Source organism: Wolbachia endosymbiont (group A) of Brachyopa scutellaris (assembly GCF_964026995.1).
Lineage (GTDB): Bacteria > Pseudomonadota > Alphaproteobacteria > Rickettsiales > Anaplasmataceae > Wolbachia > Wolbachia pipientis.
The window spans coordinates 874123-898837 of the sequence record NZ_OZ034720.1; the positions used below are offsets into that span (position 1 = coordinate 874123).

The 24715-nt window shown below is 34.9% G+C and carries 31 protein-coding genes and 1 tRNA gene; 18 read left to right on the forward strand and 14 right to left on the reverse strand.

All coding sequences use genetic code 11. From position 1 onward, the window contains the following. Nucleotides 1–138: 138 nt before the first annotated feature. On the forward strand, nt 139–2220 hold the full coding sequence (locus tag AAGD93_RS04360) for a hypothetical protein (RefSeq protein WP_341819146.1): 2082 nt from the start codon (nt 139–141) through the stop codon (nt 2218–2220). A 181-nt stretch (nt 2221–2401) separates the two neighbouring features. After that, on the forward strand, nt 2402–3277 hold the full coding sequence (secF, locus tag AAGD93_RS04365) for a protein translocase subunit SecF (protein ID WP_341819147.1): 876 nt from the start codon (nt 2402–2404) through the stop codon (nt 3275–3277). 6 nt (nt 3278–3283) lie between these two features. Here secF and AAGD93_RS04370 read toward each other — a convergent pair whose 3' ends face one another. After that, entirely contained in the window at nt 3284–3799 is a 516-nt protein-coding gene (locus tag AAGD93_RS04370; RefSeq protein WP_006279648.1) for a TIGR02281 family clan AA aspartic protease, read from the reverse strand. Nucleotides 3800–3933: 134 nt separating this feature from the next. Here AAGD93_RS04370 and yidC point away from each other — a divergent pair, with 134 nt between their 5' ends. From yidC to AAGD93_RS04390, 4 genes are read left to right on the forward strand one after another with little or no spacing between them, the layout of a single operon-like run. Further along, a complete protein-coding gene (gene yidC, locus AAGD93_RS04375; protein WP_341819148.1) occupies nt 3934–5643 on the forward strand; it encodes a membrane protein insertase YidC in 1710 nt (569 codons plus the stop codon). Beyond that, the gene (locus tag AAGD93_RS04380) at nt 5621–6049 is read left to right on the forward strand and encodes a 6,7-dimethyl-8-ribityllumazine synthase (RefSeq protein ID WP_182366498.1); all 429 of its coding nucleotides are present in this window, start codon (nt 5621–5623) and stop codon (nt 6047–6049) included. Before yidC ends, AAGD93_RS04380 begins: the two co-directional genes overlap by 23 nt. Then, nucleotides 6049–6531, forward strand: coding sequence for a transcription antitermination factor NusB (nusB, locus tag AAGD93_RS04385; RefSeq protein ID WP_064125037.1), 483 nt, complete (start codon nt 6049–6051; stop codon nt 6529–6531). The genes AAGD93_RS04380 and nusB overlap by 1 nt, the downstream gene beginning before the upstream one ends. A 45-nt stretch (nt 6532–6576) precedes the next feature. Then, nucleotides 6577–6711: a hypothetical protein gene (locus AAGD93_RS04390; RefSeq protein ID WP_341819149.1), complete on the forward strand. Its 135-nt coding sequence runs from the start codon at nt 6577–6579 to the stop codon at nt 6709–6711. Nucleotides 6712–6898: 187 nt separating this feature from the next. Here AAGD93_RS04390 and AAGD93_RS04395 read toward each other — a convergent pair whose 3' ends face one another. From AAGD93_RS04395 to yihA, 4 genes are all read right to left on the reverse strand, one after another. Beyond that, nucleotides 6899–7519: a hypothetical protein gene (locus AAGD93_RS04395; RefSeq protein WP_341819150.1), complete on the reverse strand. Its 621-nt coding sequence runs from the start codon at nt 7517–7519 to the stop codon at nt 6899–6901. A 78-nt stretch (nt 7520–7597) separates the two neighbouring features. After that, nucleotides 7598–8059: a dUTP diphosphatase gene (dut, locus tag AAGD93_RS04400; protein WP_006279458.1), complete on the reverse strand. Its 462-nt coding sequence runs from the start codon at nt 8057–8059 to the stop codon at nt 7598–7600. Between the two features lie 422 nt (nt 8060–8481). Beyond that, nucleotides 8482–9393 (reverse strand): acetylglutamate kinase, encoded by a 912-nt coding sequence (gene argB / locus AAGD93_RS04405; protein WP_341819913.1) that lies wholly within the window; start codon nt 9391–9393, stop codon nt 8482–8484. Nucleotides 9394–9397: 4 nt separating this feature from the next. Further along, nucleotides 9398–9991 (reverse strand): ribosome biogenesis GTP-binding protein YihA/YsxC, encoded by a 594-nt coding sequence (gene yihA / locus AAGD93_RS04410; RefSeq protein WP_410529782.1) that lies wholly within the window; start codon nt 9989–9991, stop codon nt 9398–9400. A 98-nt stretch (nt 9992–10089) separates the two neighbouring features. On the opposite strand from yihA, the gene prfA reads away from it, so the two are divergent. Beyond that, nucleotides 10090–11169, forward strand: a complete 1080-nt coding sequence (gene prfA, locus AAGD93_RS04415) for a peptide chain release factor 1 (RefSeq protein ID WP_007548640.1) — start codon at nt 10090–10092, stop codon at nt 11167–11169. A gap of 28 nt (nt 11170–11197) precedes the next feature. On the opposite strand, the gene AAGD93_RS04420 is transcribed toward prfA, so the two are convergent. Next, on the reverse strand, nt 11198–12361 hold the full coding sequence (locus AAGD93_RS04420) for a multidrug effflux MFS transporter (RefSeq protein WP_341819152.1): 1164 nt from the start codon (nt 12359–12361) through the stop codon (nt 11198–11200). Between the two features lie 463 nt (nt 12362–12824). Between AAGD93_RS04420 and AAGD93_RS04425 the strand changes: the two genes are divergently transcribed. The 5 genes from AAGD93_RS04425 to AAGD93_RS04445 all read left to right on the forward strand — a co-directional run bounded on the left by AAGD93_RS04425 (nt 12825) and on the right by AAGD93_RS04445 (nt 15885). Continuing rightward, nucleotides 12825–13754, forward strand: coding sequence for an AEC family transporter (locus AAGD93_RS04425; RefSeq protein ID WP_182365630.1), 930 nt, complete (start codon nt 12825–12827; stop codon nt 13752–13754). A gap of 209 nt (nt 13755–13963) precedes the next feature. Next, nucleotides 13964–14098 carry an IS3 family transposase gene (locus AAGD93_RS04430; RefSeq protein ID WP_007548354.1) on the forward strand — a complete coding sequence of 45 codons (135 nt, stop codon included), beginning with the start codon at nt 13964–13966 and terminating at the stop codon, nt 14096–14098. After that, complete coding sequence (locus AAGD93_RS04435) at nt 14095–14229, forward strand: hypothetical protein (protein WP_259349141.1); 135 nt, start codon at nt 14095–14097, stop codon at nt 14227–14229. Before AAGD93_RS04430 ends, AAGD93_RS04435 begins: the two co-directional genes overlap by 4 nt. A gap of 53 nt (nt 14230–14282) precedes the next feature. Further along, a complete protein-coding gene (locus tag AAGD93_RS04440) occupies nt 14283–14435 on the forward strand; it encodes a transposase (RefSeq protein WP_341819125.1) in 153 nt (50 codons plus the stop codon). 590 nt (nt 14436–15025) lie between these two features. Further along, nucleotides 15026–15885 (forward strand): IS630 family transposase gene (locus AAGD93_RS04445; RefSeq protein WP_341819153.1). Its coding sequence is split into 2 segments (ribosomal slippage): nt 15026–15350 and nt 15350–15885, totalling 861 coding nucleotides; the frame shifts between segments, so codons are not numbered across the junction. A gap of 325 nt (nt 15886–16210) precedes the next feature. Here the strand turns inward: AAGD93_RS04445 and AAGD93_RS04450 are convergent. From AAGD93_RS04450 to rsmA, 5 genes are all read right to left on the reverse strand, one after another. Continuing rightward, nucleotides 16211–16363, reverse strand: coding sequence for a transposase (locus AAGD93_RS04450; RefSeq protein WP_341819125.1), 153 nt, complete (start codon nt 16361–16363; stop codon nt 16211–16213). Nucleotides 16364–16416: 53 nt separating this feature from the next. Beyond that, the gene (locus AAGD93_RS04455) at nt 16417–16551 is read right to left on the reverse strand and encodes a hypothetical protein (protein ID WP_259349141.1); all 135 of its coding nucleotides are present in this window, start codon (nt 16549–16551) and stop codon (nt 16417–16419) included. Continuing rightward, a complete protein-coding gene (locus tag AAGD93_RS04460; RefSeq protein WP_007548354.1) occupies nt 16548–16682 on the reverse strand; it encodes an IS3 family transposase in 135 nt (44 codons plus the stop codon). Before AAGD93_RS04460 ends, AAGD93_RS04455 begins: the two co-directional genes overlap by 4 nt. Nucleotides 16683–16745: 63 nt before the next feature. After that, complete coding sequence (gene guaB / locus AAGD93_RS04465) at nt 16746–18239, reverse strand: IMP dehydrogenase (RefSeq protein ID WP_065095043.1); 1494 nt, start codon at nt 18237–18239, stop codon at nt 16746–16748. A 528-nt stretch (nt 18240–18767) separates the two neighbouring features. Further along, nucleotides 18768–19580, reverse strand: a complete 813-nt coding sequence (rsmA, locus tag AAGD93_RS04470; protein ID WP_264338199.1) for a 16S rRNA (adenine(1518)-N(6)/adenine(1519)-N(6))-dimethyltransferase RsmA — start codon at nt 19578–19580, stop codon at nt 18768–18770. A gap of 80 nt (nt 19581–19660) precedes the next feature. Here rsmA and AAGD93_RS04475 point away from each other — a divergent pair. Together AAGD93_RS04475 and AAGD93_RS04480 are read left to right on the forward strand one after the other, a co-directional pair. Continuing rightward, nucleotides 19661–19733: transfer RNA gene (locus AAGD93_RS04475), tRNA-Thr, on the forward strand. A 24-nt stretch (nt 19734–19757) separates the two neighbouring features. Beyond that, nucleotides 19758–20483, forward strand: coding sequence for a triosephosphate isomerase (locus AAGD93_RS04480; protein WP_341819155.1), 726 nt, complete (start codon nt 19758–19760; stop codon nt 20481–20483). A 152-nt stretch (nt 20484–20635) separates the two neighbouring features. Here the strand turns inward: AAGD93_RS04480 and AAGD93_RS04485 are convergent, their stop codons facing one another. Both AAGD93_RS04485 and dprA read right to left on the reverse strand, forming a co-directional pair. Next, nucleotides 20636–20815 carry a hypothetical protein gene (locus AAGD93_RS04485; RefSeq protein WP_341819156.1) on the reverse strand — a complete coding sequence of 60 codons (180 nt, stop codon included), beginning with the start codon at nt 20813–20815 and terminating at the stop codon, nt 20636–20638. A gap of 12 nt (nt 20816–20827) precedes the next feature. Next, nucleotides 20828–21916 carry a DNA-processing protein DprA gene (dprA, locus tag AAGD93_RS04490; RefSeq protein WP_341819158.1) on the reverse strand — a complete coding sequence of 363 codons (1089 nt, stop codon included), beginning with the start codon at nt 21914–21916 and terminating at the stop codon, nt 20828–20830. 61 nt (nt 21917–21977) lie between these two features. On the opposite strand from dprA, the gene AAGD93_RS04495 reads away from it, so the two are divergent. Next, on the forward strand, nt 21978–22352 hold the full coding sequence (locus AAGD93_RS04495) for a ferredoxin family protein (protein WP_341819159.1): 375 nt from the start codon (nt 21978–21980) through the stop codon (nt 22350–22352). Nucleotides 22353–22370: 18 nt separating this feature from the next. Here the strand turns inward: AAGD93_RS04495 and AAGD93_RS04500 are convergent, their stop codons facing one another. Next, nucleotides 22371–22499, reverse strand: coding sequence for a hypothetical protein (locus tag AAGD93_RS04500; RefSeq protein WP_341819161.1), 129 nt, complete (start codon nt 22497–22499; stop codon nt 22371–22373). Between the two features lie 135 nt (nt 22500–22634). On the opposite strand from AAGD93_RS04500, the gene AAGD93_RS04505 reads away from it, so the two are divergent. From AAGD93_RS04505 to AAGD93_RS04515, 3 genes are all read left to right on the forward strand, one after another. Next, entirely contained in the window at nt 22635–22796 is a 162-nt protein-coding gene (locus tag AAGD93_RS04505; RefSeq protein ID WP_341819162.1) for a hypothetical protein, read from the forward strand. 181 nt (nt 22797–22977) lie between these two features. Beyond that, the gene (locus AAGD93_RS04510) at nt 22978–23931 is read left to right on the forward strand and encodes a D-alanine--D-alanine ligase (RefSeq protein ID WP_341819163.1); all 954 of its coding nucleotides are present in this window, start codon (nt 22978–22980) and stop codon (nt 23929–23931) included. Continuing rightward, nucleotides 23912–24670 (forward strand): cell division protein FtsQ/DivIB, encoded by a 759-nt coding sequence (locus AAGD93_RS04515; protein ID WP_006280710.1) that lies wholly within the window; start codon nt 23912–23914, stop codon nt 24668–24670. The genes AAGD93_RS04510 and AAGD93_RS04515 overlap by 20 nt, the downstream gene beginning before the upstream one ends. Nucleotides 24671–24715: the final 45 nt, after the last annotated feature.

Consider the following 24715-nt stretch of genomic DNA (forward strand, 5'->3'; position numbering starts at 1 on the left):
GAGTGCAATATATGAGAAATTACCGGGCTATAGATACTGATTTGCAAAGGTTAGAACCAAAGAAAGTTATATTTTTTTATTGACAGACCTATATATTACGATATTCACTAAGGGATTAGTGAGTAATGGTTATACAATATGAATGGTGGGGTATCAGGCAAGGAAAAAGTTATACGCACTGCTTTCGACTTTAATAAGGATCCTTGCAGTGAGTGGCGTAAAACTCTTAAAAGTAATGCACAAACTCCTCTACAGCACTTCGATGATTCTCGTACAAGCGATAACAGTAATAATCATAGTCAAGTGCTTTTCACTACGCACCGTTCTAATCAACAGTATAACCCTTCCAACTATGATTCGTCGAGCGAAATAAATGAACATGATATAGAAACTCAAAAGATTAAAGAAGGTGATGGCCATGATTCAGGTATTAGTTCCGATGATGAGGATGACCGGACAACTTATACAGCAGTACAATTAACTAATGATTCTCTTGATAGCCAAAGATATACAGGAATATATATTCCAACAACAACTTATGGTTGGGTAGGTGAAAATAATCATCAGACTGGTTTATCAGGTAATTTGCCAGACGGAAGTAATAATCCACAAATTTTTGAAAGTACTGATTCAGTAGAGCATAATTCTACCTGCAATGATCATGTAATTTGTGATTCAGGTCACAATTCTGACGATGAGGATCAGTTTAAACTGTTGTACGAAAAGGAGAAAATAGAAGCACAAAATAATCAAAAATATACAGAAAATGTATGTAATCCAACAAATGGTGGTTTATTAGGTGAAAGTGATAATCAACAGATTTCTGAAGATACAGAAATAACTTCTGATTGTAATCCAGATGATTCAGATCCAAAAGGGAATGAGGGCTATGGTTCAGATGGTTCTTGTGAAAGTAAAGAAAATTTGACAAAGGGCGCTGGTGGTAGTAATCAGACTTTTGAAGGTGAACAGAAAAGCTCAGAATTTCGGAAAGTTGACAATTGGTCAGATAGTGATGGGAACTCAGAAGATAATTCGGACTCAAAAAAGGGTTCGTACTATAGTTCAGGTAATCTTGATTCAATGGAGTTAACAGATGATTTGGATTCAGAAAATGATCGGGACCTAGAAGATGATAATCCTTTTCTAAAAGATTCACTTTTTATGAAACTAAAAATATCGTTAACTCAAAGTGAACAGAATCTGATTAATAAATGCTGTGAGGAGGTGAGAGGTATAACAAAACAAAATAAACAAGAATGTATAGAAATTCTAGAAAGTATTAAGCACACAGTAGCTGGATACTTAGAAGAAGGAGTAATGTTAAATTTACAATGTACTTGTTGTGAAAAAACTGTAACAAATACAGTATTTGAAGAAATAAAAGATCTTACTAGTGGTAGTCATATAAGTAACAGAAGTAACACTTTTGTATTCGATAACTCTCCCTATCAAAGTAAAGATCAAAACTGTAACAAAGAAAATGAAGTGTCCGAAGAGGACATTACCAAAAGCATTGTTAGTAATTTATTGTTAAAAAGTGGAAAAGTAGAACGCCCTAATTTTTTCGATGGGAATGAGTTTGAGCAGATAGTTACTTATAAAGGATTTGATGATGGCCTTTCTGAGAAATGTAAGGAAATTGAAAGCAAGCTAAAAGATTTAGCATATGAAAGTATTGTAAACAAAAGCAAGCAGACTCAAAATGTATTAGGAGTAGACAAGGATAATAGATATTTTTGTATAGAATACTCGCAAGATAGTATTGTTGAAGTTGCAGAAATCCTAAACAATGAAAAAGCCAAAGACTTAAATTTAAGAGTTGGCATACTCAAAATTGGAGAAAGTATAGTAAGAGTTGAAAATGTAGAAGAAATAGGGGGAAAAAGAAATTACATGGATGTCTCAAAAGGTGGTATTGAAATGTCTTTTACTACTGAGGTAGGAGAGATAAGTATTTATCTAAGTCCTAGTGAGAAAGGCAGCAATAAAATAAAAGTGGAGATTGATGGGGAAAACAGAGCAAGGCTTAATGAGTTAAAAAATAGGGGAAAAAGTTTAGGGGAAAACTGTCTTTTAGGAGGAAAAAGTGTTGAGGAAGCTATAGAGCATGAAAGTTTTGAAAGATATGGCAGTGTACCTAACACTGCTATGAAGGAACCTAGCTTAGGTTGCGTTGCTAACATAGCAAGGGGGGATAAGCTTGCAGAGATAAAATGATGGGCCAAATTGGCAGTATTTCGCTTTTGTAATGTACTTCAAAATGGTAGTATGCAAGCTAGATAGAACTTAATTGACAGACAAGAGTTAACTGATGGAAAAATTGACATAATCAAACAATCACAGAATAAACTAGTGAATTTTTTGAAAAGTATATAAAATTCAAGTTTAAGTAAATAGCATGGCACTTAGACTCATTCCAGACAACCTCGATATCAAGTTTAGTAAATATAGGGATTTGACTGCATTAATTAGCATTATTCTTATCATCTTTTCAATATTTACTGTTGTGCTGCGTGGAGTGAACTTAGGCATAGACTTTGCAGGCGGAATTTTGATAGAGATAAAATCTTCAGATGAGAATCACTCTATTCTCGATGCATTAAAAGAAAATGGTTTTACAGTGCAGAGTTCAAAAGCGGGTGATAATTTAGTCATGCGTTTTAAAGATGAAGGAGATGAAGATAAAATCAAAAAGATAAAAAGCATACTAGAAGAAAAGCTGGGGAGCTCAATAAGCTATCGTAAAATAGACTATGTTGGCCCACAAATAAGCTCAACACAAATATTTGAAGGAATGTTATCCATGTTGATCGCAATTGTTGGAATATTTTTTTACGTTTGGTTTAGATTTAATTGGCAATGTGGATTCAGTGGAATAACAGCACTGATTCATGACGTGATTTTAACTGTTGGTTTTATTAGCCTAACTGGCATTGAGTTTAATATTTCATCAGTTGCAGCTCTTCTCACTGTCATTGGTTATTCAATCAATAACTCAGTAATTATATACGATCGGATTCGAGAGTATTGCAAGAGTAGTAAAAGTGGGCGGATGAGTGAGATAGTAGATGCAAGTATCAACGCTACATTATTTCGCACTATATTAACCTCGGGTACAACCCTTCTTGCTGCTCTTCCTTTGGCATTAATCTGCACAGATGCAGTGAAAGACTTCAGCTTGATCATTTTTTTTGGTATTTTGATTGGCACTTGTTCTGCAATATTTATTTCTGCTCCTATATTAACCTACAGAGCTTTGATAAGTAGATTGTAGAAGTGTTTAGTCGCGGTATAATATCAACTTATTATCTCTTATAGTGAAATGAAAATACCTTAAAAAGCTCATTCCAAGTAGTGAATGAGACATAGAATGAGTGTTAACGCTTGCCTGTACATCATTAATCAAAAAATTTCCTATTTTAACTTGAGGTATTTGAACCACTCCAGCTTTTATTTGACCTTTCGCAGTTTCATATATTTTAAAATCCTGAACATTTTGTAAGTTAATACCAACATGTAATGCGTCTTTTTGTGATAGAACAATATCGGTTGCTCCAGTATCAAGCAAAAACGTTATATTGCGATCATTGACTTGAGCCTGAATATAAAAGTGTCCATCATATGACTTCGTAAATTCAATACTTCCACTATTCTGACCGCTATTTTGAATTCTTCCTTTATATGGTAAAAAAGTACTGAGAAATCTGTCGCTTAGTTTGTCCCTTTGTGAATCAATAAGCATTGCAGTAGTGGCTATTATTAGCAACCAAATAACTAGATTTTTCACCGCGTTCATATTGTTAAAATTTGAAGCTATTAAAATAAATTTTAAAGATCAGCGTTAAAAGTTATTATTAAAAATAAGTAAATTTCATTGTTTTAGTACAATATTTAGTATACACTTTAAGAAGATATGTTTGATTTAATTTCATGTCAGAAGCAAAAAGTTTAATTTTAGCAGCTATCCTTTCCATGTTGATCATGGTATCTTGGCGTATTATTTATGATAATTTTTTTAGTGCAAACCAAAATCAGCCATTGATTGAAAATATTGAACATATCGAATCTTTTAACGACCTTGCTCCTATAATACACCAAAATCGTTCTGAAATTATTAATTCTACTCGAGAACAGAGGGTTAGTTTAATCAATAACATGATTAAAGGATCAATTTCTCTGAAAGGTGCAAGGTTTGATGACTTAATTTTAACTAATTACCACTTAGAACCGAGTTCTTCTTCTCCACAAGTGGTGTTACTGTCACCTGCAGAATCAAAAGATATATATTTCGCAGAATTTGGGTGGCTCGATCCGAATAAAAAGATTAAAGTTCCAGATTCTAAGACAGTCTGGCAAGCAGATAAACTCAATCAAAAAGTAGTTAATTTATTTTGGGATAATGAAAGTGGCATTGTGTTTAAAATGAAAATTAGCCTTGACGATAACTACATGTTTAAAATTGAGCAGATTGTTGAAAATAACACAAAAGATAATGTAGTTTTGGTTCCTTATGGTAAAATTAACCGTAAACGTGACAATATCAACGAATCTTATTGGATATCCCATGAAGGAGTACTGGGTGCATTTGATAATAAACTAGAGGAGTGGACATATAAGGATATTTCCAAAAAACATTTAGTAAAAGCAAGCACGAGTGAAAAAAATTGGTTTGGTTTTGCTGATAAATACTGGCTTACAGCCATCATACCTGAGAAATCCGATAAAATAAATGTAAGCATTAAACACACAAACGTTAATAATACTGATAAATTCCAAGTAGATTTTGTCAAACCTTACAAGAGCATACTTCCTGGTGCAAGCGTTTCTAATGTGAATTATTTTTTTGCTGGAGCAAAAAAGTTGAATTTACTGGATTCTTATAAGGATACTCTCAATATACCTTTATTTGATAAAGCTGTAGATTTTGGTGTTCTTTACTTTATAACTAAACCAGTGTTTTTACTGCTTGAATACTTTAACTTCGTTTTAAAGAATTTTGGCTTAGCAATATTATTGCTGACTTTAGTAATCAAACTTTTGATGCTTCCCTTATCTACTAGATCATATATTTCGATGTTTAAGGTAAAAAGCCTGCAGCCTGAAGTAACTCGTATAAAAGAACTATATAAAAATGATAGTTTAAAGCAGCATAAAGAAATAATTGTATTATACAAGAAAAATAATGTAAATCCAATGTCAAGCATTCTTCCTATGCTAATACAAATACCGGTATTTTTTGCTTTATATAAAGTATTATTTGTTACTATAGAGATGAGACACGCCCCTTTTTGTTTATGGATTAAAGATCTTTCAGCTCCTGATCCAACGAACATTTTTACATTATTTGGGTTGTTTAATTACAATTTCCCTATTTCTATAGGCATTTTGCCTATAGTTTTTGGTATTACTATGATAATCCAGCAGAAGCTAAGTGAGAAAGATCAAACCAGTAAAGATGATATTCAAGTAAATGTTATGAAGTTTTTACCTTACATTTCTGTCTTTATTTTTTCTTCTTTTCCTGCCGGTTTGGTAATATATTGGATATTTAGTAATATTATAACTCTAATTCAACAATCATTAATAAAGTTGTTTTTAACGAAAAAAGTGGTAGTGAATGTCGAAAATACTAATAGTTAATTCAATTTATTATACTGAAATAGCAAACCTTTTGCTTGAGGGTGCAATTGATAAATTCAAAGGAAATAATGTTGATTATGAGATAATTGAAGTTCCTGGTGCATTTGAGATACCAGCTACAATTCTTTTTGCAGTCAAAAGCAAGAATGCTAATTATGACGGTTATTTAGCTCTTGGGTGCGTGATTCGCGGTGAAACCGATCACTATCAATATGTTTGTAAAGGAGTAATCGAAGGCTTAAATGAAGTTATTATGCATTATGCAATGCCCCTTGGTATGGGCGTAATTACCGCTAACAGCAAAGATAAAGCACTAGTTAGAGCTGACAAAAACAAAAAGAACGTTGGTGGCCATGCAGCCTCAACTGTTTTGCGTATGATAGATTTACACAATAAATTAAAATAATGGAGGAAAAACCAGTAGATAAAAAGTGGCGCATAAAAAGAAGCACGGCAAGATTTCTTGCTGTACAAATTGCTTATTCAAATATTTTCGTAGGTTACAACAAAAGCACTTTTAAACTGGAAAATTGTGAGCTTAAGGACTACATAAGTAAGTTGAGAGATATATTTGAATGTGAAGAATTTGAACATCAGTTCTTAGAAAACTTGTTATATAAGGTTATAAAAAGCAGTGAAGAATATGATAAAATAATAGAGTCTTACTTACACCCAAGCTGGTCCCTTTCACGGTTAAATCTTATAAGCTTATCTATTTTGCGTGTTGCAATATGTGAGTTAGCTAATTGTGATACGCCAGTTCCAGTTGTCATTAATGAATATACTAACATTGCATCTGATTTACTTGATAAACCAAGCGAAATTGGCTTTATTAATGGGTTATTGGATAAGGCAAAAGATGCGGTTAAATTAAATAAAAATCCTTAGCAGTTATAACCAGCAAGCACAAGGTGTCATCCGAGTAGCTGCTGTATGAACGTTGTCTACCAGGAGGGTGTCATCCCAGTGCCCAGACACTGGGATCCAGCTTTTGATCGAAAATGTTGTATAGTGCACAGTCAATTTTTCTGGATCCCAGTGTCAAGCACTGGGATGACACCATCATAAAGTGAACCAGTGTCAGCTACTTGCATGACACCATTTGTTGTACACTCACTTTTTCTTGATTTTTTAGTTTATCTTGCCTACCTACTTTGCCACTCTGCTGAACGGATACATTCCCATAATGAATTTGAGTAACCGACACTAAAAAAACAAAGAGGCAGACTTAATCTACCTCTTTTATTTCACTTGGCTATACTGTCTGTTGTTGAGAAGCAACTTGTTCAACAGAAATAAGTTGGCCTAAATAAGTGTTAACCTCTTTAGCACCATCTTTGTCTAAACCTAATGTTTTACTCCACTTTGTTTCATTTACTGCCTCGAACTTACCTTCATCGTTTTTCTCTTTTAGTGAATCTATCTTGAAGAGTAAAGTATTGCCTAGCGTCTTGGTAAGCTGATCAATATCAACAATAATACGGTAGTTCTTGCCTTCTAAGCTGAAGTCTATATAATATTTATCCTTTTCTACCTTACCTTCTTCATCTTTAACTTGGTTATTCCTTGCAATTTCCCTAAATGCGTCTTCTGTTACTAGCAACCCATCCTTAATAACCTTCAGAGCTTTCAACTCAGATATTTCGTTATTTTTGCTGATAGCATATATTGCTAAATAAGCCAGCGCAGCAGCAACAAATGCTAAAACGCCCATTCCAAGTGGTGTAGCTGCAAAAGCTGCTAGCTTGCAAGTTGAAGGCCTCCAAAGCGGTGTTGAAAGTATTGCTAATCCACCTATAACGTATATAGCAGTAAATGCAACAAATACAGTGTTTGCTTTGTGGAGCTGGCCACAATGATTTTTGAAAGTTAGCATAAACGACTTCATTTAATAAAATATTAATATGCTTAAATTGTGTATAAAAGAACTGTCATAGTCAAGCTTTTTCGTAAGCTACCTGCCGCTTGAGCCAAAGCCCCCTGCATTGCGACCGGTTTCTTCTGCACAGAATTCTTCTCTGTCATCCCAAATTACCTGAGATACAGGAGAAATAAGGATTTGTGCGATTCTATCTCCTCTTTTTATTTCGTATGGCTGATTACTTAGATTAATTAGACAAATTTTAACTTCACCTCGATAATCAGAGTCTATAGTGCCCGGAGAATTTAAGACAGTGATTCCATGTTTTGCAGCAAGACCAGAACGTGGGCGGATTTGCCCCTCAAAACCGTTTGGTATTGCAATCACAATTCCAGTTGGAACAAGTAATCTTTCAAGTGGATTTAAAACAGCAGAATCATTCAATGCAGCATAAAGATCCATGCCAGCACTCTGCGTAGTTGCATAACATGGAAGAGACAAGTCTTCTCCGTGTGATAATCTTTTTATTTCTACTTTAATTTTACTTCTTTGCACTCCAATTTACCATCTATGAAGACTCAATTATAGCATGTAAATTGTATCTGCAAAAGTGATAAATGTTACATCGTAAATGATGTCATTCCAGCGCGTGACGCTAGGCCATAAAATTCCTTGACAAGTTCAGTGCTCCTTTTTTTGTCATCCCAGTGCCCCTATGATGTTATTCCAGTCTGGAATCTAGTCCTTATTATGCAGCCACTTGGTTGAAATTAAGTCTTCTGGATCCCAGTGTCTGGGCACTGGGATGACATCATAAGGGCGCTGGGATGACACCCTGACAACCGTCATCCCGCTACTTGTTAGCGGGATCTAGAGATACCGCGAATGAATCGCGGTATGACGTAGATTGCTGTCATTCCAGTGTCAGCTACTTGAATGACACCCTCTTGGTATTCGTGTAGTTGTAAGCAGTATAGCTATAAATCACTCACAATCGATATGCTTGAATTATTCTCAGTAAATAAATCAAGCATAATGTTAGGTATTCTACCATCAACTATGTGAACAACTCCAGCACATTCCTCCGCCATTTTAACGTATGCCATAAGCCTTTCAATAAATTTTTCCCCTTTAATTTTCCCACAATCAATCGATGCATTTAAATTTTTAACAGATATCTTCCTGCCACCAATTTTATCTATTTCTTCATCTGTGTCACTCAAGATTATCATTTTAGATGCAGAAACTGCGATTGCGATTGCGCTTGCAGTGCTATCGGCATCAATATGATATGTTTCCCCATCTTTTCCATGACCAATTGGTGCAATAACTGGTATAAAATCTGATTCTTCAATAAAAAATAATATATCAGGATTGATTTCAGTGGGTCTACCGATGAACCCCATGTCTAATATCTTTTCGATATTATTTGATCTATCTTCTCTAAGCGTAGCGGTTATTTTTTCGGCTTTAATTAAGTTACCATCTTTTCCACATAATCCAATAGCTGAACCACCAGCAGAATTTATATGCTGAACAATTTTTTTATTAACTGAACCACACAGTGCCATTTCAATGATTTTCATAGTGTCTTTGTCTGTAAGTCTGATACCATTCACAAACTTACTGTCCATACCCAGCACTTTTAACACCGAGTTAATTTCATATTCTCCGTCATGAATTATTACCGGATTTATACCAAGCTGCTTCAACAAGACAACATTATGCACAAAAGTATTAAATAGTGTTTCATCTAAGATTATTGTACCACCGCATTTAATGACAAAAGTCTCGCCTACAAAGCTAGGTATATTAGATAGCACTTCAAGTAATATTTCTGCTTTTTGTTCAAATGATACCTCACCCTTTAAAAATTCACTACTCTTCATTTTTTTATCTTGTAAACTTGAAAAACTCATCTCTTACCTTGGTTATTTTATGCTTAACACGGATGCTCATTTGATGAATTGACACATTCTCATTATTAATCCATCTTTGAATATCTTCTATAACAGCACCTAAGCTTTTTTGACTTACTTTATCTATTTTTGTTAGCACAACGTTAAAGTTAATGTTATTATATATTAACCAATAAATGAAGTCTTTGTCTATTTCTTTTAATCCTACCTTGCTATCTATCAACACAAACACTCTTCTTAGATTTCTTCTTTGAATTAGATAATACTCAATTAAGTTTAAATATTGTATAATTTCTTCCTTACCTGCATGAGAATAACCATACCCTGGTAGGTCAACAAGTCTGAACTTATCATCGTACATAGAGTAAAAATTTATTTGTCTAGTGCATCCAGGTTTAGAGGAAACTCTGGCAGCTTTTTTGCTGTTTATCAGTAAGTTGATCAGACTGGATTTTCCTACATTTGATCTACCAGCAAACGCAATCTCTGGAGCCGACTCATTTGGTAATGTTTTTATGTCCGAAGCTCCAAATATGAAATTGCAGTTTGATGTTATCTGTTTTGCCATTATATTCAACTAGAAGGTAGTAGGTATATTATAGTGTTATTGCTTGATATAAGAAATTTTTTATTTCAGTATATATTACTTAGCTAGATCTGTGCTATATGGATATGGAAAATAATTTACAAGACTTAAAGAAAAAATTTAATGATATAGAGAGGAATTTGGAAAATCCTACCAATTTAAGTCAAAAAGAATTCATTACCCTTTCAAAGGAATACTCTGAGCTCAGGCCAATAATCAAGATAATTGATGAATATAACACGCTGAAAGAGGAAATTTCAGACTTAGAAGAAATAATGAAAGATGAAAACAGCGAAGGTGATATAAAAGAGTTAGCAAAAGAAGAATTCTTCGAAAAGCACAAGGTATTATTACCAAAAATAAAAGCAAAATTAAAGTTAGCATTATTGCCCAAAGATGAAGATGACTCAAGAAATGCAATATTAGAAATTAGAGCAGGCACAGGCGGAGAAGAAGCAGCATTATTTGCAGCAATGTTATTTCGTATGTATCAAAAATATGCAGAAAGAAGAAATTGGAAGTTCGAGCCAATAAGCATTTCTAATACAGGTATAGGTGGATATAAGGAAGCTTCTGCACTCATTAATGGAACAGAAGTTTTTGCAAGGTTGAAATTTGAATCAGGAGTGCACAGAGTACAGAGAGTGCCAGAAACTGAATCTTCAGGAAGGTTGCATACCTCTGCAGCTACTGTTGCGATATTACCTGAAGTAGAAGAAGTTGACTTTAAAATAGAAGAAAAAGACTTACGAATAGATGTTTATAGATCCAGTGGTCCTGGAGGGCAATCAGTGAATACAACCGATAGTGCAGTAAGAGTCACCCACTTGCCAACAGGGATAGTTGTAATACAGCAAGATGAAAAATCGCAGCACAAAAATAAAGCTAAAGCGCTCAAAGTATTGAGGGCAAGGCTATACGAAATTGAAAGACAAAAAAAAGAAATGGAAAGGTCAACAATGAGAAAAAGTCAGATTGGCTCTGGTGATCGTTCCGAGCGCATAAGAACATATAATTTTCCACAATCAAGAATAACAGACCACAGAATTAATCTAACTTCACATCGGCTAGAGCAGATCATAAAAGAAGGTGAACTAGATGAATTTATTGAGGCATTAATTTCACGTAATGAAGCAGAAAGATTGGCCGGGGAAAGTTAATCGCTCACATCTGTAAAAAGATCATTAATTATACCGGATCTTTTAAAAACAATAAACAGGCAGTAAAAACAAGTTCTAGTACTATCGCGGATAGAACAAGAACAGCTACACTAATTGTTTGACCATTGTAAACGTAGCTTGTTAAGCCGATAAAAATAGCCATGATAAAAGCTCTAATGAACGAGACTGCAGAAGAAGCCGTACCTTTAATTTCAGGGAAAACATTTATTGATGCATTAAAAATCACTGCCTGGCAAATTGCACAACCGATAGAAAAAATAATCATAGACAGTGTTACTAAGTAGAAAGAGTGGGGTACAATTATACTGAATATTACAAGCAATAGAGACCCAATAGCACCCACGCTCGTACCAGAAATTACACACTTTATTGCTCCAAGTTTCTGCAAGATTTTGCCAGCAAATAGACTGATGAGTGAGAAGCACCCAACTATTGCACCTTGATGTAGTGCATAAATAGTGCTAGATAAACCAAAAGTCTTCATATACAGAAAAGGTCCACAAGTAATGAATGACATATACGCAGCAGAAAAGAGGCTTGACATCAAAGACAACGTAACAAACCTCGGACTAGATAGTAGTTTTCTGTAATCTTTCATCATTTTTTTCAAACTGAAAGTATCACGGTCCTTTTTTGTTTCTGGTAACGCTAAAAGCAGCAAAACCCAAGAGATTAAACAAAGTATTGCAACAGTTGCATAATTACCACGCCATCCTACAATTTCATTGATGAAACTGCCTAACACTGGCGCAATTGCCATGACAACTGTAAGAACAGAATTCATGATTCCAATAAATTTCACCGCTTCGTCGCCTTTGTAGCTGTCTGCAACGATTGCAAACACAACTACAGATGTGCTAACACCAATGCCCTGAACAAAGCGAGAGATTAAAAGCCAAAAAATCGACGGTGCAAAAACACAACCAACAGCGCCGATTAATAACAAAGTGTTACCTATGATCATAATTCTCCTTCTGCCATAGCATTCAGACAATGGACCAAAAAACAACCCTCCTATGCAAAAGCCTAGGAAATTATAAGCAATAGTTAATTGAATTATGCCTTCCGGTACGTTAAAATAGTGCACCATATCAGGAAAACTAGGTACGGAAATGTCAATTTCAATGAACTTGGCAATGAGAGACAGGATTAACAGAAATGGTAGTAACATTTGAGATTTTTAATTAATGAATAAAAATATCACATTTAAAGCGTTGAAAGAAAACATTTTTTACTGTTATTAAAATGGTTAGAAACACCTCATGTGAAGGAATGGTGGATAAATTGGACACTAGGGTTAATTAAAGAAAAATATGACAACTATGTTAAAGCTCTTACTCTCTGTCCTAACTTTACTTATTTCCTCTTACTTTTTCAACAGTCCGTCTAAATTACTACAAGCAGTTTAATTTTTAGTAAATATGTCATTATTCAAAAATATGCAAGAAGCTTTACAGAAACTTAACATAATTTTATCATAAAAATGTCATTCTTAAGTCCTATGTAAAAACAAATTTTGGCACTAATTTAATTAACTATGAGCTGGATAAATTGGAAAATAAATTTTGTTTACTTTTACAACACCTTAAGATCTAATGTCACTTTATCAATCAAAAATATTACAATAGGCTAGTATGTTCCTTACTCTTTTTCTCAAAATATTACCTATTTATATTACAATATTTATTGGTTACTTAGCAGGAAAATATCTTAAAATTGATAGAAACACTATATCTCAAATACTTTTTTATATAGCTAATCCAATAGTGATTTTATATGGAGTCTCTCATACAGAAGTTAACTTAAAAGTAATTTCTCTGCCGATTTTGATATGGTTTATAGGTAGCACTATGTCCTTATCAGTGTATTATCTTTCTTCTTTTTTATTTAAGGATAACACAAGAAACATATTAGCATTTAGCTCGGGCAGCACAAGTATGGGTTATTTTGGCCTGCCGATTGCCATGGCTTTATTTGATGAAGATTCAGTATCTGTATATGTTGTTTGTTATATAGGAATGGCGTTGTTTGAAAATAGCTTAGGATTTTACATAGCCGCAAATGGTATTTATACCGCAAAAGAATGCATATTAAAGTTGTTCAAACTTCCTTCGCTTTATGCGATGGTTCTGGGCTTCTTTTTAAGTATATACGATATACAAATACCTACTTTTTTAACAGATGTTATGATGAATATTAGAAGTACATTTGTTACACTAGGAATGGTGCTACTTGGAGTGAGCATTGCAAATATTACAAGCTTTAAAGTAGATTGGAAGCTTGCTTTGATCACTATTACAGCAAAGTACGTATTCTGGCCACTGTTTGTTTTAGGAATTGTCCTTTTAGACAAGCATGTTATAGGTATATACGATGAGAGCATATATAAAGCACTGATGTTGCTAGCTATTATTCCAATTTCTGGGTCCAGTATAATACTTGCTAATATTTTGAATTATCAACCAGATAAAGCTACTCTGTTGCTTTTAATCAGTACTGCAGTGGGACTGTTTTATGTTCCACTAATAATATCATTATTTTTTACTAAACTTGTTCCTTTTTGATCAAAAAATTAAGCGCTTGCACAACCATTATTTGGGTAACAACACAAGACATTGATAAAACTTGAACTTATAGCTAAAGCAACTTCTACAATTTGGTAACCCGTCATCCCGCTACTAGTTAGCGCCGCGGCGGTAAATTGACCTTACCCAGAAAAAGTAGAGAGAAAGTTAAGACGTTTTTGGAGTAAAATAAAACGTTTTTTCAAAATATGACAAATAGAAGAGAATATACAGCAGAATTCAAATTAGAAGCTGTTAAGCTGGTTAAAGAAACAGGTCAAGCAAGTACAAAAATAGCAAAAGATCTAGGTATAGATGGCAGTATGTTAAGTAAGAAAATATGATGGAAAAATGTCTGGAGCATACGCATTTCCAGGCAAAGGCTCCTTATGACAAAGAAAGATTTGATCTAAAAAAAGAACTAACAAGAGAAAGAGACATTTTAAAAAAAGCCCTGGGCAAAGAAAAAGAGTAAAGTATTGTTTTATATAGAAATTGCTATAAAACACAGGAACTATGTAGGGTTTTGTGCTGGTGGTATGGGTTGCTAAGGAAAAAAGCAGTAAAGAATTAGCAAAAGAAGGGCTTCTAGGAGATATTCAAAAAATACATCAAGCTTCTAAATGCAGATATGGAGCACCTAAAATTCACGCTGAATTAAAAGCTTTAGGCAAAAATTAAAACAGTACAAAGTGTTATGCAAGAAAATGGCATTAAAGCCAAGCTTAGACGAAGGTTGAAAAATAAAAAACAGCAAATAAGCAACCGAGTTGTGGCTCCGAACACATTGGATCAAAATTTTACTACTGATCAGCCAAATAAAGTTTGGGATTACCTACATAAAAACTAAAGAAGGTTGTTGGCGGCAATAATTGACCTATATTCACGCATGGTGGTTAATGAGTAACACGATAATTAGTTATAGATTCTTTATTGATGGCCGTTGATAAACGCAAACCCGATAAAAATCTGCTGTTACATAGAGATCAAGGGTCACAGTATACCTCTCAAAATTACCAATTTCTATTGAATACAAAAAACATCATTTCCAGCATGAGCCATAAGGGCTGTTGTTACGATAACTCTGTTGCAGAAAAGTTCACTTAAAAGGGAGCTGCTTATTGATACTTCTCGCTCAACAAACCAGAACTGCCATATTTGAATACATAGAAATCTTTTATAACAAATAACGTAGACATTCTACTATTATAGCTCTTTCCATAAAAGTCCGGATGTGATAGGATAAGGATAGATGATGATAAGGAGGTTGAATGCCAGCAGCATATAGTTATGATTTAAGAAAAAAAGGAATGGAAGCGCTAGACGAAGGAGAAAGCAGAGAAACAGTGGCAGCAAGATTTAAGATTGGACGAACTACTTTATGGGAGTGGCAGCAAAGAAGAAAAGAAACAGGAGACTTTCAATCAAAAAAACTTGGAAATGGGGGTTACAATCACAAAATTACCGACTGGGATACCTTTGCCAAATTTGCCAGAGAACACGGAGGAAAGACTCTATCGGAAATGGCTAAACTTTGGAACAACGTTAGTATCCAAACGATCTATCGAGCCCTTAAAAAAATTGGATTTACGCGCAAAAAAAGACATATGGATACAAGGAAAGAAACGAAGAAAAACGTGCTGAATTTTTGAAAATTATAGCGACAAAAGAACCTAAAAACTTAGTGTATATAGATGAGTCTGGCATTGATAACACCGAAGACTACCCCTACGGATATTGCCAGAAAGGACAGCGGTTTTATGCCTTAAAATCTGGAAAGAAAACTCAACGAATCAGTATGGTTGCAGCCTTAAGTGGAAGAAAGATAATTGTTCCGTTAACCTTTGAAGGCCACTGTAATATGGATGTTTTTAATGGATGGTTTGAGCAATTTTTGACACCGATCTTGGAACCTGGACAGACTGTCATTCTTGACAATGCTACTTTTCATAAGTCTGATAAGATTATCGAGCTTGCTAAAGGGGTTGGTGCAGAAATTTTGTATCTGCCGCCTTATTCTCCAGATTTCAACAAAATTGAGCATCATTGGTTTGCTATAAAAAACAGAGCCAGGAAAAACATTCCTCTATTCGAATCCTTTCGTCGTGCTGTTGATTCTGCCTTCCTATGACCTGTTCGGACTATTATGAGAAATGCTATAACAGCAGATTTTTATCGGGTTTGCGTTTATCAACGGCCATCAATAAAGAATCTATAACTAATTATCGTGTTACTCATTAACCACCATGCGTGAATATAGGTCAATTATTGCCGCCAACAACCTTCTTTAGTTTTTATGTAGGTAATCCCAAACTTTATTTGGCTGATCAGTAGTAAAATTTTGATCCAATGTGTTCGGAGCCACAACTCGGTTGCTTATTTGCTGTTTTTTATTTTTCAACCTTCGTCTAAGCTTGGCTTTAATGCCATTTTCTTGCATAACACTTTGTACTGTTTTAATTTTTGCCTAAAGCTTTTAATTCAGCGTGAATTTTAGGTGCTCCATATCTGCATTTAGAAGCTTGATGTATTTTTTGAATATCTCCTAGAAGCCCTTCTTTTGCTAATTCTTTACTGCTTTTTTCCTTAGCAACCCATACCACCAGCACAAAACCCTACATAGTTCCTGTGTTTTATAGCAATTTCTATATAAAACAATACTTTACTCTTTTTCTTTGCCCAGGGCTTTTTTTAAAATGTCTCTTTCTCTTGTTAGTTCTTTTTTTAGATCAAATCTTTCTTTGTCATAAGGAGCCTTTGCCTGGAAATGCGTATGCTCCAGACATTTTTCCATCATATTTTCTTACTTAACATACTGCCATCTATACCTAGATCTTTTGCTATTTTTGTACTTGCTTGACCTGTTTCTTTAACCAGCTTAACAGCTTCTAATTTGAATTCTGCTGTATATTCTCTTCTATTTGTCATATTTTGAAAAAACGTTTTATTTTACTCCAAAAACGTCTTAACTTTCTCTCTACTTTTTCTGGACTACTCCGAATCGGTTGACAAATTGGACGTTTGATAAGCATAATTTGGAGCTTCTTGTGTAATGACTATATCATGAGCGTGACTCTCTCTTAATCCTGATGCAGTAATAGTAACAAATTTGCAGTTTTTCTTCATTTCTTCTATATTCCTGTTACCAGTATAACCCATTGCAGCTTGCAATCCGCCAATCAATTGATGGATTACTCCTGAAGCTGGACCTTTGAATGGAACTCTTCCTTCCACTCCTTGTGGAACTAATTTGAGTTTTGAATCTTTATCTTGAAAATAACGGCTAGCTGAACCTCGTTTCATTGCACTAATAGATCCCATTCCTCGATAGCCTTTATATGCTCTGCCCTTATACATAATAATCTCACCTGGGCTTTCGTCAGTGCCAGCAAAAATCGAACCAATCATCACAGAGTCAGCACCAGCTGCAATAGCTTTTGCAACATCTCCTGAGTATTTTACCCCACCATCAGCAATTAGTCTGACGTTTCTTGCTCTACACGCCTCTGCAACATTCTTGATTGCAGAGAATTGTGGCACACCAACACCTGTAACTATTCTGGTTGTACAGATTGATCCTGGTCCTATTCCAACCTTCACTGCATCAACACCCGCATCAATCAACGCTTCAGCAGCCTCCTTTGTTGCAATGTTTCCGCCAATTAATTGCGTATTAGGATACATCTTTTTTATTTCCCTAATGGTATTGATAACGTTTTCGGAATGACCGTGAGCAGTATCCACAACAACTACATCAACTTCTTCTCCGATCAAAGCTTCACATCTGTCTATACCATCTTTTTTACCAGTGCCAATTGCAGCGGCAACTCTGAGACGCCCTTTACTGTCTTTACATGAATTTGGGTATCTATTGTATTTTTCAATGTCTTTAACCGTAATTAAACCTATACAACAAGAATTTTCATCTACGACCAAAAGCTTTTCTATTCTATTTTCATGCAACAATTTCATTGCTGAGGCACTATTCACTCCCTGCTCCCGCACTGTCACTAACTTATCTTTTGTCATCACTTCGGAAACTTTTACATTCATGTTCTGGTCTTCAATAAATCTCACATCTCGGTTAGTTAAAATTCCAACTAACTTGCGTTGATCGACTACAGGAATGCCAGAATAATTGTGCTCTCTCATTAATGAAATTGCTTCCGCAACTGTTTTATCCGGTGAAATCGTAATTGGGTTATACACGATCCAACTTTCATATTTTTTCACCCTTCTCACTTCTAAAACTTGTTCATCTATTGATAAATTCTTATGTATGCAACCTATCCCTCCATGTTGGGCAATAGCTATTGCAAAGCCCGATTCAGTAACAGTATCCATTGCAGAGGATATGAGAGGGATATTTAGTTCTATACTATTTGTTAAATAAGTTTTTGTATCTGCATCGCAAGGCAATATATTAGAATAGGCTGGCAAAAGAAGTATATCGTCAAACGAATAACAAGCTTCCATTTTTTTCATAGGCTTTATTTAAAGCTTATACGCCAATTAATTAAATTGCAATAGGCAAAATTAGCTAGGAGCCTTTAATTGTATAGCTCTAACTGTTTTTAGGAGATAGAAAAGCTATATGGTTGCTAATACATTTTATTGCAGAATAAGCATTCTATAGCTAACCCAAGAAAGGTTTCCCTACGTCATACCACGATTCATTCGCGGTATCTCTAGATCCCGCTAACAAGCAGCGGGATGACGGTTCTTCAAATCGTTAAGGTGTCATCCAAGCCTCCTATGATGTCATCCCAGTGCCCAGACACTGGGATCCAGGAATTTTATTAAGTATAAAAGTAGCCGTTTTATGTTAAAATACAACGTTTTAATGATTATGAAAAAGCTGGATTCCAGACTGGAATGACATCGTTTACTATGTGCCATATTGCAATGTTCGTACAGTAAGCCATAGGATGACAGAAGCGGAGCTATAGAAGTCGGTGTGGCTCTGTCGTATAGCTCTAACTGTTTTTAGGGGATAGAAAGGCTATATGGTTGCTAATATATTTTATTGCAAAATAAGCATTCTACATTATTTGCCAGCAAACAAAACTGCTCAATGGTTAAGTCTTCTGGACGCTGGTTTCCACTCAATTTAGCGTTTTCAAGGACAGTTTCAGCGTGGTTCGTTATATTTTGCAAGCTATTTCTCAGCATCTTTCTTCTTTGAGAAAAAACAGCACGTGTTAATCTTGTTAAGGTTTCCAAATTTACTGCAAATTTTGGGATAGGCAAAGGATTTACTGTAATTACTGAAGAATGTATTTTTGGTCTTGGAAAAAACTCTTTAGGTTCAATATCAAATTCCTTTTTAATATCACATAGTAACTGGCTTAGCACTGATAAGGAACCATAATCTTTAGAATTGGGTCTTGCCGTAATGCGATCTGCTACCTCTTTTTGAAACATTAATGTCAAGTTCGTAAAAAATTTTATATTATTTAACCACTTTAAAAATAACACTACCGAGATATTGTAAGGCAAGTTAGCAATAACTTTGACTGGACGTTCTATCAGCTCTTCTTCTATAACGTGCAGTGCATCTGCTTCTATAATTTTATACTTTCCTTGATGCTCATTTAGCAGTTGATCATGGTGTTTTACTAAATCTCTATCTTTTTCTATAGAAAGTAGAGACTTTGGATTATGCACCAATATTTCTCTTGTTAATGCACCATATCCAGGACCAATTTCAATGACATTAAAATTCTCCAGACTACCAGCTAAAGCGACTATTTTTTTTGTTATCTCACTCGATAAAATAAAATTTTGCCCTAGACTCTTTTTTGGCTTCAGTAAAAATTTTCTCATATTATTTTCATTATACAGTATTTTATAAAAATTAGTTGACGAAAATTCATTGATAATTGTATATTATTAATGTGTTTAACGCCGGCTTAGCTCAATTGGTAGAGCAACTGACTTGTAATCAGTAGGTTGTCAGTTCAAGTCCGACAGCCGGCACTCTCGCCCATATAAGTAAAGTTGATGTCCTTTTTAATAGTAGCAAATTGGAAAATGAATGGAATGCGTTCTTCATTTGTTGACTTTATAGGCAAACTTAACAACAAGAGCAACGAAATCACCTCTAAATTAGTAATTTGCCCTCCTTTTACATCATTTCCAAGCAGTATAGAGTTGAACAATAATATTAATATAGGAGCACAGAATTGCCATCAGAAAAAGTCCGGTTCTTACACAGGTGAAATTAGCGCAGAAATGTTAAAAGAACTAGGGTGTACTTACGTAATACTTGGGCATTCTGAAAGGGCCAATGAAAAAGATAGTGAAATAAAACTTAAGTCGGAAATAGCAATAGAATCAGGCTTACACCCAATTATCTGTGTAGGTGAAAATTCAGAAGATTATAAGAATGAAAAAACAAAAGAAGTAATAGAATATCAATGCAAAAACCGCTTGCCAACACACGGTGAATATACCGTAGCATATGAGCCAATATGGGCAATAGGCACAGGTCATGTGCCAAATAATGATGCAATTGCTGAGGTGATAGAGGTAATAAAATTGTGTACTAGTAAAAAACACATTATATATGGTGGTTCAGTCAGTTCAGAAAATATAGAAAATTTGTTAAATATTTCAAATTTATCAGGAGTTTTAATTGGCAGTGCAAGCTTAGATTTCGATCACTTTTATAAAATCATACAACAGGTTGAAAAAAAGTTTTCTCTTATCAATTCTAAAAGTAGATAAGAGGGAATTACTCACTATAGAAATAGGGCTATCACGGGCGTCTCAGTAGATTCCGCTAACGCGTACTCCCTAGTCATACCGTCACGGTATCCGCTAACACGTAGCGAGATGAAGGTTGTCAAGGTAACACTGGTTTCCATACAAAAGTGGTGTCATCTAAGTAGCTGATACTGATTTCTATCCAAGACGCCAGTGCCCAGACTACTTGGATCCAGAAGACTTAATTTCAACCAAGTGGCTGCATAATAAAGGCTGGATTCCAGCGTCACGCGCTGGAATGACATCTTTCTTGGTGAACTCAAATCATAATGTTCGTACGGTTGTGGGCTCATAGCTAAAGTAATCTAGAAAATTAACGATATTTTATTCCCCGGTGAACGCTCTATTTTGTTTTCCAACTCTAGTTCTAAAAGAGCCATTAGAGATATGTTGGTAGAAAGTCCGCTTGCTAGTATAAGTTCATCTATGTCAACAGGTACAGAGTTAATATGATCAACTATAACAGATTTTGCCTGTTGTAATTTTTCTTGTTTTTGGTTAACAAAATGGTGCTCAACATCAAATAGGTTTTTTTGCTGCGGAGGTAAACTAAACCTAATACTCTCTATTATGTCATCAGCGGATTCGATAAGCTTAGCACCGTTTTTAATTAAATAATTACTACCACTACAGCGTGAATCTAAAGGGAAACCAGAAACTGCAAACACCTCTCTCCCTTGATTTAAAGCAAAATCTGCTGTTATTAGAGAGCCAGAACGTTTCGATGCTTCAATCACTGCAACACCCAGCGATAGACCAGATATAATTCGATTCCTCTGAGGAAAATATTGAGGCTTTGGTTTCGTAGCAAATGGAAGCTCAGTAATTACTAAACCACCGTTCCCAGTGATTTTTTTGTATAGATCAAAATTCTCTTTTGGATACACCACATCAATTCCGCTTGCTGTAACAGCAATAGTGGGATGATTTTTGTATATTACACTGTTTGCTGCAGTATCGATTCCTTTTGCAAATCCAGAAACAATAACAAAACCAGCTTCGCTTAAATCAAGTGCCAACTTATTGGCAAAATTTCTTCCATTCATTGAAGAGTTACGCCCACCGATTATTGCAATTATCTCACGGCTTAATAATGATATATCACCAAGCGCAGTTATTACAGGAGGACAACTAGAGATATTTCTTAAAAGATCAGGGTAATCTGGGTCACATGCGGGTATAATTTTAGCTCCAATTCTTTCTGCATTATTGATTTCTTCTCGTGCATCTTGAATGCCATACACCTTATTATTAGCCACCCTATTGAGATATTTCAACACCTCATCTAGCGATCCATGTGTTCTTAGTATACTAAAAAACTTTATTGGTCCTATAGTTCTAGCCAAGCTTAACCATACTTCTAATTCTTTGTTGTTCAATTTATTTATCTTCATAAAAGACTTGAATTTCTTATCAATTTAGTGTACCCAAGATAATACAAATATACAGTGTTTTATGACGCATTTTGTTACAGATAAATGCATAAAATGTAAATATACGGACTGTGTGGAAGTATGTCCCGTTGACTGCTTCTATGAAGGTAAAAACATGCTCGTGATTAACCCAGATGAATGTATTGATTGCGGAGTGTGCATACCTGAGTGTCCAGTAGATGCAATTGTAACTGATGATTCCATAAAAGATATTTTAGAACTAGATGAAGAGTTGCTGAGCAGCGAACAAAAAACTTTCAAGTCATTTTACAACATAAACGTAGAATACTCACAAAAATGGCCAAATATCACAGCTAAAAAACAACCTCTCTATACTGCAGAAGAGTATAAGGAAAAAAAGGATAAAACAACTTATTTTGAGGAAAATTTAGAATAATATTAACAAAGAAAAAGATCAGACTCCTTGCATAACCATATGAAAAACTAGCAACTCACTCTTCTTTGTCATTCCAGCGGGTGACGCACAATCGTACGAACATTGCAATTTGCAGGTGGCAGATGGTGTCATGCAAGTAGCTGACACTGGTTTCCATCCAAAAGGGCAGTGCCTCTATGATGTCATCCGAGTAGCCCCTATGATGTCATTCTAGTGCCTCTATGATGTCATCCCAGTGGCCTCTATGATGTCATCCGAGTAGCCCTCTATGATGTCATCCCAGTGCTTGACACTGGGATCCAGAAAAAAGAATGGTGTCATTCCAGTGCCCCTATGATGTCATCCCAGTGCTTGACACTGGGATCTAGCAAGCTTTGCTTGCAAATAAGTCTAATACGCGTCGCGTTTTATGCCAAAACACAATTGGAGTTACATGCAAAATAGATCCCAGTGTCAGCTACTCGGATGACAAAAAAAGGAGCACTGGGATGACACCATTTGTTGTATCTTAACAAAACAAACGTTCGTACAGTTGTGCATAGGATAGAGCTATAGAATTTTTCAAAGCGTTTTTTCTATTGAAGATAAGAGCATCTTTTATATATGCTATATAGTAAAACATAGAATGCTTATGGTTCCAACTATAGCAATTTTAAGTGGTGGGTTTTCTTGCGAAAGAGAAATATCGCTTATAAGTGGAAAAGCAGTAAAGAAGGCGCTTGATAGCTTTTCATATAATGCAATAGAAATAAATGTTGATAGCAACATTGCTGAAAAGCTTAAAAAAATTAATCCGGGCCTTGCTTTTATCGCTCTGCATGGACCTTACGGCGAAGATGGCTGCATTCAAGGTTTACTGGAGATTTTAGGTATAAAATATACACACTCAGGAGTTATGGCTTCTGCCGTTGCTATAAATAAAGTGATGTCAAAGCATATATTTCGATCCCTTAATATCGACACTCCAAAAGGTTATGTAATTAGCCGAGAAGATGTACTAAAAAATAATATTAAAATCGATTATCCGTACGTCTTAAAACCAATTAATGAAGGTTCAAGTATTGGAGTGTACATAATTTTCTCGCACGAGGATTACTTAGAACTGAAAGATAATAGTTCTACTATAATGGAAAAGATGATCGTAGAAGAATACATACCGGGCATAGAGTTACATACTGCTGTATTGCTGGATGAAGCAATTGGCACTATAGAAGTACGACCAAAAAATAAATTCTATGATTATGAAGCAAAGTATACAGATGGATTTGCAGAACATATATTTCCTGCTGAAATTCCTAACAATATATATAAAATGACCTTGGAACACGCACTGAAAGTTCATCAATTTTTAGGATGCAAAACTATTTCCCGCTCAGATTTCCGTTATAATCCCAAAAATAACACTTTAAAAATGCTTGAGATTAATACACATCCTGGCTTTACTGAGTTATCGTTAGTGCCAGAAATTGCAAAATTGGCAAAAGGAATCAATTTTAATGAATTAGTTAAAATTATTATTGAAGATAGTTTGCAGCACAAAAATATTAGGGATTTAAGTCATGTTGAGCAGTATTACTAGAAGCCAAAGGAGTTTTTTGCGTAAGTGTGCCTTGGTTATTATCACAGCACTTTTTCTTACGCTAATACTTTACAGCTCACTTGATAAAATAATAAATCGATTTAATTACTACTTTACTTGGTATAATGACTGCCTATCTAGTTTATTACTCAGTAGTGGATTTTCAATCGACGAAGTAGTCGTGAGCGGCAATAAATTTACAAACAAAAAGGATATTCTAAGTTTGACAGATAGAACGCAACCTATCCTGTATATATCACTTTCAAAACTTGCCGGTAACATACAATCCGTAAGCAGGTGGATAAAACACGTAAGAGTTCACAGAATTTTGCCCAATACTCTACACATTAATATAGATGAGCATAAACCGTTTGCTCTCTGGAAAGATAATAACAAAACCTCGGTAATTGATTTTGAAGGTAAAGTGATCGTAGATGACTATCTAGTAGATGATCTTGTTGTAATTACAGGACAAAACTCGTTATCAAACCTAGAATTTGTTAGAGATGTGTTGGAGAGTAAAACTCAATTAAGAGACCACATTTCTTCTTTTGCTTATATAGGGAATAGAAGATGGAATATCATACTTGATAACGATTCCACAGTAAAACTGCCTGAAGATAACCCTTATAGTGCATGGGACTATTTAAACCACTTACACAATACAACTGATTTTACTTTCAGCGATTGGAGTATTATTGATATGCGTATTACTGATAAAATCTTTGTGAAGAGGTGATCTGCTGTCATCCAAGCAGCGGGATACTTAACCGTCATACCGCGA